The organism is Elusimicrobiota bacterium (assembly GCA_016721625.1).
In the GTDB taxonomy this organism is placed as follows: Bacteria; Elusimicrobiota; Elusimicrobia; order FEN-1173; family FEN-1173; genus JADKHR01.
This window is the reverse complement of record JADKHR010000001.1, coordinates 1,671,482-1,685,740: the sequence shown is the minus strand read 5'-3', so window position 1 is coordinate 1,685,740 and position 14,259 is coordinate 1,671,482. Positions and strand designations below refer to the sequence as shown.

Annotated in this window: 13 protein-coding genes; all 13 read right to left on the bottom strand. The window is 62.2% G+C overall.

All coding sequences use genetic code 11. From position 1 onward, the window contains the following. Positions 1–2 precede the first annotated feature (2 nt). On the bottom strand, positions 3–974 hold the full coding sequence (locus IPP35_07165; GenBank protein ID MBL0058878.1) for a D-alanine--D-alanine ligase: 972 nt from the start codon (positions 972–974) through the stop codon (positions 3–5). 3 nt (positions 975–977) lie between these two features. Next, complete coding sequence (gene murB, locus IPP35_07160; GenBank protein ID MBL0058877.1) at positions 978–1,874, bottom strand: UDP-N-acetylmuramate dehydrogenase; 897 nt, start codon at positions 1,872–1,874, stop codon at positions 978–980. Then, a complete protein-coding gene (locus IPP35_07155; protein MBL0058876.1) occupies positions 1,868–3,250 on the bottom strand; it encodes a UDP-N-acetylmuramate--L-alanine ligase in 1,383 nt (460 codons plus the stop codon). Before IPP35_07155 ends, murB begins: the two co-directional genes overlap by 7 nt. A 55-nt stretch (positions 3,251–3,305) precedes the next feature. Further along, the gene (locus IPP35_07150) at positions 3,306–4,562 is read right to left on the bottom strand and encodes a class I SAM-dependent rRNA methyltransferase (GenBank protein ID MBL0058875.1); all 1,257 of its coding nucleotides are present in this window, start codon (positions 4,560–4,562) and stop codon (positions 3,306–3,308) included. Next, a complete protein-coding gene (locus IPP35_07145; GenBank protein MBL0058874.1) occupies positions 4,559–5,359 on the bottom strand; it encodes a 7-carboxy-7-deazaguanine synthase QueE in 801 nt (266 codons plus the stop codon). The genes IPP35_07150 and IPP35_07145 overlap by 4 nt, the downstream gene beginning before the upstream one ends. Before the next feature lie 52 nt (positions 5,360–5,411). Continuing rightward, positions 5,412–6,086 (bottom strand): 7-cyano-7-deazaguanine synthase QueC, encoded by a 675-nt coding sequence (queC, locus tag IPP35_07140; protein MBL0058873.1) that lies wholly within the window; start codon positions 6,084–6,086, stop codon positions 5,412–5,414. After that, on the bottom strand, positions 6,086–6,901 hold the full coding sequence (locus tag IPP35_07135) for a glutamate racemase (GenBank protein ID MBL0058872.1): 816 nt from the start codon (positions 6,899–6,901) through the stop codon (positions 6,086–6,088). The genes queC and IPP35_07135 overlap by 1 nt, the downstream gene beginning before the upstream one ends. Next, on the bottom strand, positions 6,902–8,530 hold the full coding sequence (locus tag IPP35_07130) for an N-acetylmuramoyl-L-alanine amidase (protein ID MBL0058871.1): 1,629 nt from the start codon (positions 8,528–8,530) through the stop codon (positions 6,902–6,904). A gap of 1 nt (position 8,531) precedes the next feature. Further along, positions 8,532–9,284 carry a hypothetical protein gene (locus tag IPP35_07125; GenBank protein MBL0058870.1) on the bottom strand — a complete coding sequence of 251 codons (753 nt, stop codon included), beginning with the start codon at positions 9,282–9,284 and terminating at the stop codon, positions 8,532–8,534. Between the two features lie 45 nt (positions 9,285–9,329). Beyond that, entirely contained in the window at positions 9,330–10,859 is a 1,530-nt protein-coding gene (locus IPP35_07120) for an AAA family ATPase (GenBank protein MBL0058869.1), read from the bottom strand. Positions 10,860–11,086: 227 nt separating this feature from the next. Next, a complete protein-coding gene (locus IPP35_07115) occupies positions 11,087–11,776 on the bottom strand; it encodes a rhomboid family intramembrane serine protease (GenBank protein ID MBL0058868.1) in 690 nt (229 codons plus the stop codon). Next, on the bottom strand, positions 11,773–13,386 hold the full coding sequence (locus tag IPP35_07110; GenBank protein ID MBL0058867.1) for a tetratricopeptide repeat protein: 1,614 nt from the start codon (positions 13,384–13,386) through the stop codon (positions 11,773–11,775). Before IPP35_07110 ends, IPP35_07115 begins: the two co-directional genes overlap by 4 nt. 150 nt (positions 13,387–13,536) lie before the next feature. Then, a complete protein-coding gene (rsmG, locus tag IPP35_07105) occupies positions 13,537–14,259 on the bottom strand; it encodes a 16S rRNA (guanine(527)-N(7))-methyltransferase RsmG (GenBank protein MBL0058866.1) in 723 nt (240 codons plus the stop codon).

Below are 14,259 nucleotides of genomic sequence, written 5' to 3'. Positions count from 1 at the left end.
GGTCATCGCCCATCGTGGAGCGCCAGGGAGAGGAGGGTCAGGACCAACGCGTCAAAATCCATTCCCGCCGCGCGGGCGGCGTCGGGCAGAAGCGACGTGTCCGTCATCCCCGGAAGCGTGTTGACCTCCAGCACCGTCGGGTGGCCGCGCCGGTCGACGATCAGGTCCACCCGTCCGACGTGCCGGCACCCGAGAACATGAAACGCCCCGGCGGCCAGTTCCTGGGCTTTTTTTTGCGCGGCCGGCGACACGCGGGCGGGAATCACGTGGCGGGATCCGCCGACGGCGTATTTGGAGTGAAAGTCGTAGAAGGCGTGGGCGGGCAGGATTTCCACCACGGGCAAGAGCCGATCGCCCAGGAGACCCACGGTGATTTCCGTTCCTGGGACGTATTCCTCCACGAGCGCCTCGGGTTCCAGGCGCCAGGACGCGGCGAGGCCGGCCCGGAACGCCGCGGGCGTTCGGGCCAGGGTGACGCCGACGGCGGAGCCTTGACTCGCGGGTTTGATGACGAGCGGCCATCGGAGCGGCGGAACCAGGGAGGCCAGGAGAGCGGGAGATGGGCTTACCGCGAAATCGGATTTTCGGAGGACGGCCCAGCGGGGCGTCGCCAGTCCCGCGCTTTCGAAGAGCCGTTTCGCGGTGGGTTTGTGCATGGCCGACGCGCTGGCCAGAACCCCGCTCCCGGTGTAGGGAATGCCCAAAACGTCCAAGAGGCCCTGGAGGCGGCCGTCTTCGCCCACGGTCCCGTGGGTGGTGAGAAACGCGAGGTTGATCCGGCGGCGGCGGAGGGAATCGACCACGCGGGGGGTCAGATCCACGGCGGCGTGGGGGATCGCCATTCGGCGGAGAGCGGCCCGCACCGCGGCGGCGCTCTTGATCGAAATGGCGCGCTCGGCGGACCATCCGCCGTAGAGGACGGCGATCCGCCGTCGGCGCAGGGACGCGAGATCGGTTCGGACGTCGGGGGTCAAGGATTATTCTCCCAGGGTCCAGACCTCAAGGTCCAGCGCGACGCCCGCGCGCTCCCGCACGGTTTTCTGTATGGTTTCGATAAGGGCGCGGACGTCCGCCGCGCTGGCGCGGTCCACGTTTTCGATGAAATTGGCATGTTTGGGAGACACCTGTGCCCCGCCCACGCGGAGGCCCTTCAGACCGGCCGTTTCGATTAGCCGCGCGGCGTAATCGCCGGGCGGATTTTTGAAAACGGAGCCGCAGTTTTTGGTCCCCAGCGGCTGGCGTTCGGCGCGGCGTTTCAACTGTCGGTCGATCGCGGCCAGGATATCATTTTTGTCCCCCGGCCTCAATTGGAGATCGACGGAAAGAACCAACGTTCCGGTCAGGCTGGAACGGCGGTAAGAAAACTGAATCTGGTCCCGGGTCAGCCGGCGGGGGACGCCATCGGCGTCCAGCGTTTCGACTTCGCGGACGAGTTCGCCCAGGTCGCCTTCCGGCGTCCCCGCGTTGGTCATCAAGGCCCCGCCCACGGTTCCCGGGATGCCGCAAAAAGGTTCGGCGCCGGTCAAGCCGCGTTCCGCCGCGGCGCGGGACAGTTGGGGCAGGAGAACGGCCGCGCCCACGGTGGCCCGGTCGCTTTCAAAACGGAGGGCCTCGAAATCTCCCCGCAGGCGGAGGGTCACCCCTCGGACCCCGCCGTCTCCCACCAAGAGGTTCGATCCCTGGCCGATGGGGGTGAGGGGAAGGCCGTGGGAGCGGGTCCATTGAAAAAGGGTTGTGAGCTCCTGGCGGGTCCTGATCTCGACGTAAAAGTCGGCGGGCCCTCCGATGCCCCAGGTGGTGTGGCGGGCCAAGGGTTCGTCCGTCTTGGCTCCTGGGAACAGTGCGCGGAACTCCTCGGACAGGGCCGTCAGCACGCAGACGTGTGGGGAGGCAGGGATTGAAGGAGGGTTTCCCCCCATTTCCAGACGTCACCGGCGCCGAGAGTCAACACCACGTCGCCGGGCCGGACCAGGGCCTTCAACGCGGCGGGGCCTTCCGACGCGGGCAAGCGGGTGACGGAGGTCCCCTGGGCGCGGATCCGTTCCGCCAGCCAGTCGCTCGTGACGCCCGGGATCGGCGTTTCGCTGGCGGCGTAGATGTCCAAGAGGCCCAGGACGTCGGCCCCGGCGAAACACACGGCGAACTCCTCCGCCAAAATGCGTGTGCGGGAATAACGATGGGGTTGAAAAACGACGACCGTTCGACGGGCGGGGAATCTCTCCCGCAGAGCCTGGAGGGTGGCTTTGATCTCGGTCGGGTGGTGCCCGTAGTCGTCCATGACGGCGACGCCCGCGCGCTCGCCTTTGAATTCCAAGCGGCGCCCCACGCCCTGGAACGAGGCCAAGGCTTCGGCGATCTTCTGAAAGGGGACGTCCAGTTCCATCCCCGCCGCCACGGCGGCCAGGGAATTGATGACGTTGTGCCGGCCGGAGGCGCTCCATCGGATGTCGCCCAATTTCTGGTTGTGACGGAAAACGGAGAAAACGGTGGCCTCGGGAGCCGGCCGGATGTCCTTGGCCTGGATGTCGGCGTCGGGGGTGAGGCCGTAGGTGATCAACGGCCGGCGAATTTTGTCCAGGAGTTTTCGCGATCCGATGTCGTCGACGCCCAGGATGACCCGCCCGTAGAAAGGGACCTTATTGGCGAATTGTTCAAAGCCGGAAGCCAGGTTGGAGAGGGTCCCCCAATGGTCCAGATGATCGTCGTCGATGTTGGTCACAATGGCGAGGGTGGGAGAGAGTTTTAGAAAGGACCCGTCGGATTCGTCCGCCTCGGCCACGAGATATTCTCCCCGCCCCACCCGGGCTCCCGTGCCCAAATTGTGCATCCGCCCGCCGACAACGACGGTGGGGTCCAATCCGCCGGCCTGAAGGACGAGGGAGATGAGGGAGGTCGTGGTGGTCTTCCCGTGGGTGCCGCCCACGGCAATGGTGTATTTCAGTCGCGCCAGTTCGGCCAGCATTTCGATTCGGGGGATAACGGGAATCTTTTGTTTCTGGGCCTCCGTCACTTCCGGGTTGTCCGCCTGCACGGCGGTGGAGGTCACGACCACGTGGGCTCCCGCGGCTTGTTCGGCGCGATGGCCGATGAAAACCTTGGCTCCGAGCCCGGTCAGGCGACGGGTGACGTCGGATTCCTTGGCGTCGGATCCCGTGACGGCGTAGCCCAAGGTCAGCAGAACTTCCGCGATGCCGCTCATGCCGGCTCCGCCGATGCCGATGAAATGGATGTTTCGAATCTTCTTAAACATGGTGAAAGTTTATCACATGCGGACGGATCCTTCCGGGGTGGAGGACGGGGAGGTTTTAGACGACGTGCAAAATGGCGAACTTCAGGTAGTCGGTTTCGGGCATGGACGGGCGGACGGGGTGGTCCGGGCCCGCGCCACCTTGGTAAACCACTTTCACCTTGCGCCCGGATTCGTGGGAGGCGCGGGCCAGGATTTGGCGGAAGTCTTCCCGGCTCACGTGCTGGGAACAACTGGCCGTGGCCAGGAAACCGCCGCCGGAAACGCGGCGAAGTCCCAGGAGATTTAGGCGAATGTAGGCCTTCATCGCTTCGGGCAGATTTTTCTTGGAGGCGGCGAAGCGGGGCGGGTCGATGACGACGATGTCGTAGGTTTCCTTGGATTGGGTCAGGTATTCGAAGGCGTCGGCTTTTTCCCAGGCGCATCGCGGGGCCCAACCGTTCTTTTCGGCGGTGCGCTGGGCGAGTTCGAGGGCGGGGACGGAACGGTCGATGCCCAGCACCCGCGCCGCGCCGGTTTTGGCGCACCAAAGGCCGAACCCGCCGGTGTGGCAGAAAACGTCCAAAACGGTCCGGCCCGGCGCCAGGGCGGCCACGGCCGCGCGGTTGGCCCGTTGGTCGAAAAAGAAGCCGGTTTTCTGGCCTTGAAGCGGGTCCGCGGCCATGGTCACTCCGTCGGTGAGAAACCAGTGGGGAGTTTCCAGCGTTCCCTCCAAGAGCTTCACTTCCTCCGGCAAATGCTCCAACCGCCGGGCGGAGGCGTCGTTCCGCAAAACCAGAGCCCGCCAGGGGCCGAAGGATTTCACCGCCTCCAGGATGGCGGGGAGAAGCCGGTCCATGCCGGCGGCGAAAGATTCGATCACACAGACATCGCCGTAGCGGTCCATGACGAGGCCGGGCAGATCGTCGGATTCTCCATGAACCCAGCGGAAGGCGTCGTCGGTAAAAAAACGGCGGCGGAGGTCCAGGGCGTGTTGGAGACGGGTGGTGATAAAAGCGGTGTCGAAGACGGTTTCGCGGCGGCCCAAAAGGCGTCCGGCGATCAGGGAGCGGGGGTTGTAAAAACCGACGCCCAGGCGCTCGTCCCGGGAGGTCAGGAACTCCACTTCGGCGCCGGGCTCCAGGCCCTCGGCCGCTTGGTCGATCTCGTTGGAAAAAATCCACAGGTGTCCCCGTCGGACGCGGCGGTCTTCGTTGGGTTTAAGCCGGACGAACGGGCGGGCGTCGGCGCCGGGAGGGGGCGGAAGAGGCCGCGCGGGAGACTCTTTTTCGGCGGCGGGACGGGTTCCGCCGCGGCCCGATCGACGGAAGGTCATGGAAGGCCCCAGGCGGGATGCATTTGGGGAATCAGTTTAACCACGGGGATCCGTTGGCGGGCCCAGTCCCAAAACCCCACCAGCCGTGCCGGCGGCGGAGGGAGGATTTGCATGGGCGCCGCGGACCCCGGGTCCTGGAACCGCACGTCGAGGTCGGCGATGGGGGTGACGGGTTGAAGCACCAGCGGCGGGACGGGGGTCAGGCGGGAGAGCAAGTTGACGGCGGTTTCCATTTCGTCTTCCGTGGTCTGGGCGGTGAGAACAATTTTGACGAAGGCGCGATCTCCGGCGATGCGGAGGAATTCTTCATGCTCGGCCCAAAAGGGTCGCCCGATGGCGGAGGGGAGCTTGATATCGGCGGCGATGACATCGCACCAGGGCGCCAGGGGTCGAAAGAGGTTCGGATGGGTCGCGCTGGTTTCCAGATACGTGCGGAGCCCCAGCTCTTTAAGCGACGGAAGGAGAGCGGCCAAAAAATCGGATTGCAAGAGGGGTTCCCCCCCCGTGAGGGTCACCACGGCATGGTCCCGCGTGGCCTGAAGTTCCCGCACGCGGTGGAGGACTTGGTGGACGGTGAGCGTCTCGTGCCCTTCGTGCGTGAGGCTGTCGGGCGTGTCGCAATAACGGCACCGCCAGGAACAGCCGGCCAGGCGGATGAAAAGCTGGCGTTGGCCCACGTGAAGGCCCTCTCCCTGAAGGGTGGAGAACATCTCGACGACGCGGCCGGTGGGCGGGGGCGCGGGGGGGCCGTCCGGGGGAGCGGGGACGTCTTTGAAATCGTTGGGGTCGGAAATCATAAGAAGGGGCGAACCTCGCCGCTGTCAGGATAGCAAATTCCGTCGAGAAGAGTTAAAGCGCCGGGTCGGGAGCGCCGACGATCCGGAATCCTTCGGCCCGGAGCCGGCAGGAATCGCAGGCGCCGCAGGGGCGGGCCCCGCCTCGATAGCAGGACCACGTGAGGTTGTACGGCACCCGGAGAGCGATCCCTTGCCGGATGATGGCGGCTTTGCTCAGGCGGAGGAGCGGGGCCCAGAGGCGCAGCGGTTTTTTTTTCTCCGCCCCGAGCCGGGTTCCCAACCGGCCGACGGTTTGCATGGCACGGAGAAAGGGCCGCCGGCAGTCGGGGTACCCCGAGTAATCCAGGGCGTTGGCGCCGATCACGATGTGTTCCGCCCCCAGCGTGTCGGCCCAGGAGAGGGCGAAGGCGATAAATATCGTGTTCCTGGCGGGGACGTAGGTGTTGGGGATCGGCCCCTGGCCGATGCGGGAAAGGGCGTGGGAAGGGATCGGGATCGAGGGATTCAACAAACTGGATCCGCCCCAGGGCAGGCGAAATCGGACCACGCGGATGGGACACCCCGCCCGTCGGGCCACCGCCCGGGCCGCGCGTAATTCCCGCCGGTGGCGTTGGCCGTAATCAAAGAGGAGCCCATGGCAGGACCACGCCTTTTTCCGCTGGGCCCAGGCCAGCGCCGTGGCGGAGTCGAGACCCCCGGAAAGGAGGACGACGGCTTTTCCGGCCATCAGCCGTCGATGCCTTCAAGCCGGATCCGCCGCACCTCCGGCAAGTCCCACCCCACAAAACGGGACCCGAGCCGGGCGAACTTGAGGGGATCGTCGGAGGAAAAGTAAGACAAACGGCCCCGGGCACCCCCGTGCAGAAGCAGACCGTCTTGCTCCAGGCGGGTGCGGACGGCTTTTGCCGTTTCGTCGGCGGAATCGATCAGTTCCACCCCCCCCACCGCCCGACGGAGCGTGGGTTTGAGGAGCGGGTAGTGCGTGCACCCCAGGACCAGCGTGTCGATCCTGTTTTTGAGCAAAGGTTTTAAATAAAGGTTCACGACCCGACGCGTGATGTCGTGGCGGACCCAGCCTTCCTCCACCAGCGGAACGAACAGCGGGCAGGCGCGGCTGAAAACGTGGATGGTTCCGTCCAAACGCTTGATGGCGTTCTCGTAGGCGCGGCTGTGGACGGTGGCCTCGGTTCCGATAACGCCGACCCGGCCGGACCGGGTGGCGGCGAGGGCGGCCCGGGCGCCGGGCTCGATGACGCCCAAGACCGGGACGGGCATGAACGCGCGCAGTTCCGGCAGGGCCAAGGCGCTGGCGGTGTTGCAGGCGGTCACCATCATCTTGACCCCTTTCCGACGGAAGAACCGGGCGATTTCCAGGGAAAAACGTCGTACCGCCTCGGGCGACTTGCTGCCGTAAGGAACCCGCGCCGTATCTCCCACGTAAATGAAACTTTCGCGGGGCAGGAGGGCGGTCAAGGCGCGCAGAACGGTCAGTCCCCCCACCCCGGAGTCAAAAACGCCGATGGGACGGGCCGGGTTTTTCAATCAGTTCCCCCCCGCCGACGTTTTTCCAAGGCGAGCGTTGATCCGTTGTTTTTCGTAGTCCAGAAGACCCGCGTAGAGGGCGTCCACCAGCTTGACGTGGAAGCGGGAGGAACGTAAAAGTCCCTCCTCTTTGGGGTGCGTGATGAAGGCGGACTCCACCAAAATGGCGGGCATGGAGGTTCCGCGGAGGACGTAGAAACCCGCTTGTTTAACGCCCCGGTTTCCGATGGAAAGTCGTTTCGTGATTTGGCGGTCGATGTGGACGGCGATGGCGGAGGAATCGTTCATGTGCTCGTTTCGCGCCAAGGACCAGAGGAGGCCTTCCAGCTCTTCCCGGGCCTTGCCGGCCACCCCTTCCAATTCGACGACGGCGTTTTCCCGTCGGGCCACGGCGGCGGCCTCGTCGTTCGTGGCTTTTTCAGAAAGGAAATAAACTTCAAATCCGCCGGATTCGCGTTTGAGTCCCGCGTTGCAGTGGAGCGAGATGAAGAGGTCCGCTTTCGCTTTGTTGGCCATGGAGGACCGGTCCTGGAGGGTGACGAAACTGTCGTTGGCTCGGGTGAGGATGACCTTGAACCGGCCTTCTTTGTTCAGCAGTTTGGCCAGGGCCAGGCCGATTTGGAGATTGACGTCTTTCTCCAGCGTTCCGTTCGGGCCCACGGCGCCCACGTCTTTCCCCCCGTGCCCGGGGTCGATGACGATGGTGCGGATGGGCGAGAGCGCGAGATAGGGGGCGTCGATGTCCGCCCGCGGGCGGGCCCGGTCCGGCGGGGACAGTTCCGGCGGCGGGAGGGCCGGTGTCCCGGGGCGGGGGGGCCGCTGGGCCGTTTTCGGGGTGGACGCGGAGCCGGGTTTGCCCGGGGCGCCGGCCCGGAGAACCTCCACCACGACGGAGCGCGGGGATTCTTCCAAATAAATAGCAGGGTCGGCGGTTCCTGCGCCGAGGGTAACAATAACGTCGGTTGTGCGGGCGCGAGGGTCCACCTCGACGGAGGCGATGGCCCCGTCGTCCACCGACACTTTTTCCCACTCCCGGGCGCGGCCGCCGTAAAACCGCAGGGTGAGGATGTTGTCTCGGTGGGCGAGAACGCGGTAATCCACGTGGGGTCCGATGTCGATGGTGAGGCGGCTTTTGTTGGGGTAGGAATAAAAGCGGGGCGATGATACCGCGGGCGAGGGATCCACCGTCAGGTTTCTCCGCGCCGCGTTCCATTGGACTTGGGAGGCGACCAGACTTTGGAACTCCGGTGTGACGAGGAGAGAGACCGGGAGGAACACGTCGCTTCCCCAGGCGCGGGGGGGCGTGGCCAGGGGCAAGGCTTTTCCCCCCACCACGGCGGTGGAGACGTCCAAGGTGAACTCCGCGGTGCGGCCCTCGGAAAGGTAAACGATGCGGCGGGACACCCGCTTCCATTGAACGCGGCCCCCGAACACCTGTTTAATGGTGCGGAGAGAGAGGCAGGGGTTTTCCTCGATAGTGAACACCTGGACGCCGGTTCGCACGTTGCCGTCCACCACCGTGTTGACGGAGGCGGCGGGCCAGGGCGGACGCCGGCCCTGGGCGAAAAGCGGCAGGGCCGCGAAGGAAATCAACAGCCCCCCGGCCCAGCGGCGCATCAGTCGCTTCACGTTATCGGCATCCATTCTTCAACAAGTATAGGAAAATCACGGCCCCGATGACGCGGGGGATCCATTTCCATAAAGACGCGGAATCGATCGTCAAGCCTCCCGACGCGGGCGAGGGAACCGCGGGCGCGTTTGTTTTTCGGCGAACGGTGGACCAAAAATCCAGGTCGCCGTCGGAGGGGGAAAGCGTGTTGGCCGGGCGGTATTTCACCTGGGCCCCGGCGCGGCGAAGCCGTTCCATCAGTTCTGGAGTGACGGCGTGGGTGCGGAGATAATCCAGAAGCGTCCGCATTTCGGGCGGGAGGGCAGGATCGTCGGAGCGATAGACCTGGTCGTCGACGCGGACAATGGAAACCCCTGGTTTTTCCGCGGCCCGCGTCTCGAACTCGGAGGCGTTGGTGATTTCTTTGCCTTCAGCGGCGGCCCATTGGGCCGCGACTTTTGGGCTATAGCCATCCCGTCGCACGCGGTCCATCAGCCGTTGGATGGGCGCGGCCAGATCGGGTTGGTCGGACCGGTAGGTGGCGCCGTTGACGACCACGGTGAACACCTCTTCTTTTAAGGACGGCGGCGCTCCTTTCAGCGGTTTGTAGCAAGCCCAACAAAAGGTGCGGCCGGGCTCGTTGGCTTGGCCGCAGTGTCCGCAGGGATCCCCTTTGGGCGGGGAATGAATAGGGGGGAGGGGGGAGATATCGCCGATTTCGAGATGATTGAAACGATGCAATTTGGCGATGGCTTTTTCAATATGCGGAGGCAAGGAATCGTTGTGCTCCAGGTGGTCGAAACGGGGGGGGACATGGTGTTATGAATTCGGAGTGGGACTCGAGGAGGCGGGCCGGGCCCGTTCCTGGGCCCAGGCGCGGATGGCGCTGATGTCCTCGGCCATGGTGGTCGAAAGGGGGACCGTGTCGCGGAGAGCGGTTTCCAGGTCGTTCTGGGAAACCTCGCGGTTTTCGGCGAAGGCGTTGTGGAGGGCTTCCACCAAACACTGCTCGATTTCCGCGCCGGAAAACCCGTTGGACAGGCGGGCCAGGAGGGGGGGGTTGAAAGCGGCGGGGGCGCGGCCCTTCCGCTTTAAATGAATGGAAAAAATATCGGCCCGCTCCGTTTCCGTCGGCAGATCGATAAAAAATATTTCATCCAGGCGGCCCTTCCGAAGGAGTTCCGGGGGAAGCTGTTGGATGTTGTTGGCCGTGGCGGCGACGAAGACCGGTTTTTGCTTCTCCTGAAGCCAGGTCAAAAAAGTGGAGAAAATCCGGTTGGTGGTGCCGGCGTCCACCGCGCCGGAGGACTGGCTCCCGGAAAATCCTTTTTCGATTTCGTCCAGCCAGAGAACGCAGGGCGCTACGGATTCCGCCGTTTTGATGGCTTTCCGCATGTTTTCCTCGGATTGGCCGACGTATTGACCAAAGATGGAGCCCATATCCAAACGGAGCAATGGCAGTTTCCAAAGACCGCTAATCGCTTTGCATGTCAATGATTTGCCGCATCCTTGGACCCCCATCAACAAAATGCCTTTTGGCTCGGGAAGGCCAAACTTGCGGGCCTTTTCCGAGAACCCATTGCCGCGTTTTTCCAGCCAATGTTTAAGCAGGTCCAGACCGCCAATGTCAGCGAAGGCCTGCTGGGCCTCAAAATATTCCAAAAGGCGGGACTTGCGGATAATTTGTTTGGTTTCTTTGAGCAGGGTATCTTTGATTTCTTCCACCGTGAGGGTGGGCCCGTCCACGATGGAGCGGGCCAAGGCGTTCTCGGCTTCGGAAAGAGTCATGCCCAGCGCGGCCTGGACGATTTTTTCTCGGTCGTCGGCGTTGAACTCAAAAGGGACCTTCCCCTTGGCTTGGGCCAGGGACTCATCCACCAGGGAGGCCATCTCACCAAAGTCGGGGAGGTCATAATCGATGACGGTGATATCTTTTTCAAGTTCCAAGGGGATCGTGAGGAGGGGGGAAAGGAAAACCAATGTTTTGTAACTCGATTTGAGATCTGTCACCAGATCCCGAAGTCGGCGAATAACCTTGGGGTCCTGCAAATGGGGGTGAAAATCTTTAAAGACGAAGAGGGCTTTTTGTTTGGACACAGCCACCTGTTCCAAGGCTTGAATCGGATCGGCGGCATTGCCTGTTCCTGGGAAAGGGTGCTCCGCCAAGCCCCGTGTGGCGGACCAGAAGAACAGGTTCTTGCCTTGCCGCTGGGCCATCCGGGCCAAAAGCGCCTCGGCCCGGGCCTCCTCCCAGCTCACCATGTATATGAGGGGGTAGCGGGCCCGAATCAAGATATCCATTTCGTTTTCTTGGGGAGAAAGAGAGACCTTTGGGATTTCAACGTCCATGTTGGTTTAAGCCCTCTCGCTGAAATAGATGATGATCTCTGTTTAGCCAACTTTCTTGTTGCCAGAAGGCAAGGTTATACCGAAATCGGCGTTCTGTCAACCCGCCAAAGAAGCGTTCCTTCCAAATTCTCCGGGAAGGCCGGGCTCACGCCCTGTTTCACGTGAAACATTCCGTTTCCGGGCCCATGGCCGGGAACCGGCCTGCAAAATGTTTCCCGTGAAACAATCTAAGAGAAGATGGCTTTTTTCCGGGCCGATTGCCGGAAGAAAAAAATGAACACAAACCCCGCCACAAAACCACCCGCGTGGGCCCACCAGGCCACTCCGCCCACATCCCCGGCGCCAGCGGCCGTTCGCAGGAGCGATCCGTAACCTTGGAAGGCCTGGAGGAGGAACCAAAAACCCAAGAAGAAGAAGGCGGGTATTTCAACGATGCGAAGGAAAACAAAAATAGGGACCACGGTCAGGACCTTGGCTCTCGGATAAAGAACGAAATAGGCCCCCATGATTCCAGCGATGGCGCCGGAGGCCCCGATCATGGGGACCGTGCTGGCCGGGTTCAGACCCACTTGAAAAAAAGCCGCCGCGGAACCCACCGCCAGATAGAAGACCAGGTAGCGCAGGTGCCCCACGCGGTCTTCGACGTTCCCGCCAAAAACCCACAGGTAAAGCATGTTTCCAATCAAATGAAGCCATCCCCCATGAAGAAACATGCTGGTGATCACTCGATACCAGTTTTCCCAAGGATGTCGTACCAGCGGTGCGGCCAAGAGGGACCACTGGGAGAAGAACCGTTCCACAGCCTGGGGGGAAGGTTGGCGAAGCTCCACGGAGAAAACGGCGATATTTCCAAGAATCAGCAGAATGTTGAAAAAGGGGAAAGAACGGCTTCTGACGTTGTCTTTTAAAGGGATCATCGGTTTATTTTGTAATTCACGGGTTCCAGCCTCGCGGCCTCCTGAAATTGAACCTGGGCCTCCCGAAGCCGCCCCTGGGCTTTTAACCGAAGGCCCCACTCGTGCCGGGCTTCCGCGTAACGGGGGTCTATCTCGATGGCCCGGCGAAAGGCGGTTTCCGCCTCTCGATCCCGCCCCAGAGCGGATTGGGCCAGGGCCCACACGAGTTGGGCCTCGCGGTTTCCGGCGTTCAGTCGCACGGCCTTATCCGCCACGGCCAGCGCCGTCGTTGGATTTTTTTGAATCAACCAGGCCCGAGCCAGAAGGGCCTGAGCCAAAGCCAGCTGTGGATAAGCGTCCGCCACGGCCCGGGCGTCCAGGATGGCGTCCGGGGTTCGGCGCAGGTCCAGAAAGATCTGGGCCCTGAGCAATAGTGCGGCGGGATGATCTTTGTAGATAGACATGGCGCGGTTAGCCCATTGCAGGCGCACTTCCGGCTCTTTTTTCAAACGGGCCAATTCGGCCATTTGGGCGAGAGTCTCGAAACGGCCATGGTCCAGGTTCATGGCGTCTTCCAGGTGGCGGGTGGCTTCGCTGTATTTGCCGGCGAATTGCGCCAAGGAAGCTCTGGTTTCAGCCAGCAAAACGTGTTGATTCCGCGCCACCTTCCGCAGGGTCTGGAGCCGTTCCATGGAATTAAGCGTTTCCCCGGACCAGGAATCCAAATCGCCTGCGCCCAGCGGCAAGATCCGGTTTCCGATGGTGGCCAGGACCTTCTCCGCCTCTTCTGTTCGCCCCTTCGCAGCCAGGGAAACGGCCCAGGCCATGCCGGCGTCCACCCGTCCATTGTCTTCTCGGAAAATCCTCTCGACGATGGCATCGGCATCGTTTCGCAGGCCCTGGGCGGCCCGGATTCTGGCCAAGAGGAGTTCAATCCCTTCGTCGGTCCCAGTGGGGGGGCGAAGGGTGGAAAGGATTTCGGAGGCAGGTTCCAACTCCCCGGAGAAGAGAAAGGCATAGGCCATTTTTTGACGTAAAGATTGGTCTTTGGGCGCCGCCTCCACGAGCGGACGGTACTGGGCTAGGGCGGCTTGGTAGCGCCCCTGGTCCGCCAAGAGGTCGGCGTTCAGTTCCCACAGCCGAGCGTTGTCTGGAAATATTTTAAGGCCGGCGGATATAACGGTTTCCGCTTTCATGTATTCCTGCCGGTCACCCAAGAGGCGCGCTAAAAGTTCATAGGGAAGAAGTTCTTTCTGGTTAAGACGGTTGGCTTCCTCCAAATAGTCCATGGCAAAGGACACTCGATCGTTCACGAGATTTATAATCCCCAGCCCCAGGGCCGCAAAAAAGTTGTTGGGGAACTTTTCGCGCAAAGTCCGCATCTCTTTCTCTGCCGGTTCCAGGGCGCCCTTTTCCAAATAGCTCTTGGCCAATAGTTCCCGAAGGGCTTCTTCCCTTTCCGGGGACCAAGATTTCGATTCGAGTGCTTCCACTGCAATCTCCACGGCCTCCCCCGGCTGGGCTCGATTCAGGGCGCGTTGGGCCCTCGCCCAAGGCGTTGAACGCGACCACCACCAGGCGCCGAAGAGGGCGAAAAGGACGAAGATAAACCCAAGAATCTTATGTCTCATGTGTTTGCATCTATAATTGAATACGTTTTTTTAGCATAAAAAATTGTCGAAGGTTTTGCATCTGATTCTGCCTGGAAAAATGATTCACTACATACCAGGCTCAATATCCCACAAAAATGAGCCATATAATTCACTTTGCCGGGCAATTTATTAAAGCGGCCTCTTTGCCGCCATTCCAGAGCGCCTGGGATAGGCCGTTGATGTTTGAATTGTCTTTTCAATACAAATAATGAGCCTCTCTTTTTCAAGGTCAGGAAGGCGGTAGGAAATAACAGCGTTTTCCCGGCCGCCCAGCTCCTTCAAAGCCTTGGCGGCCGCCGCCAATTCTTCCCGGGCCTCGGCCCCCCGGTGCAGGATGGCCAACCCTCCCACCCTCAAGAGCGGGAGGGTCAGTTCCATCACGGTGGATAGGCGACCCACGGCCCGGCAGAGGGCCACGTCGTAGGTTTCTCGATGTTGAACCTGGCGGGCCAGATCTTCCGCCCGACCCCAGAGCGCCTCGGCGTTGGTGGTCCGGCGGGCGGTCAATAGGGAAGCCACCGCCGCCTGTTTTTTCCGAACCGAATCCAAAAGATGAAGGGTCCACCGGGGTCTCGCCAAAGCCAACGGAACTCCAGGGAAACCTCCGCCGGTGCCGACGTCGATGACCTTGGGGCTTTCGCCTAGGCCCGGAACCCGCAGGACTTGCAGAGCGTCCACGGCATGGGTTCGAAGTTCCCGCTCCGTTGAAAATGAAATGAGGTTGAGGTCTCGGTTGATGGCGGCGAGGTCCTTCAGGAATCCCTCCGCCAGGACAAAAAAATCGTCCGGGAGGTCTAGCCCCGCCAGGGCCAAAGAAAACATGTTCCAGTCGGGAGGGATGATCGTCGCCAT

Coding starts and splice junctions, on each gene's coding strand:
- IPP35_07110 (MBL0058867.1), bottom strand. CDS start 13,386: ATGAGACATAAGATTCTTGGGTTTATCTTCGTCCTTTTCGCCCTCTTC.
- IPP35_07145 (MBL0058874.1), bottom strand. CDS start 5,359: ATGATTTCCGACCCCAACGATTTCAAAGACGTCCCCGCTCCCCCGGAC.
- queC (MBL0058873.1), bottom strand. CDS start 6,086: ATGGCCGGAAAAGCCGTCGTCCTCCTTTCCGGGGGTCTCGACTCCGCC.
- IPP35_07120 (MBL0058869.1), bottom strand. CDS start 10,859: ATGGACGTTGAAATCCCAAAGGTCTCTCTTTCTCCCCAAGAAAACGAA.
- rsmG (MBL0058866.1), bottom strand. CDS start 14,259: ATGGCGACGATCATCCCTCCCGACTGGAACATGTTTTCTTTGGCCCTG.
- IPP35_07155 (MBL0058876.1), bottom strand. CDS start 3,250: ATGTTTAAGAAGATTCGAAACATCCATTTCATCGGCATCGGCGGAGCC.
- IPP35_07150 (MBL0058875.1), bottom strand. CDS start 4,562: ATGACCTTCCGTCGATCGGGCCGCGGCGGAACCCGTCCCGCCGCCGAA.
- IPP35_07115 (MBL0058868.1), bottom strand. CDS start 11,776: ATGATCCCTTTAAAAGACAACGTCAGAAGCCGTTCTTTCCCCTTTTTC.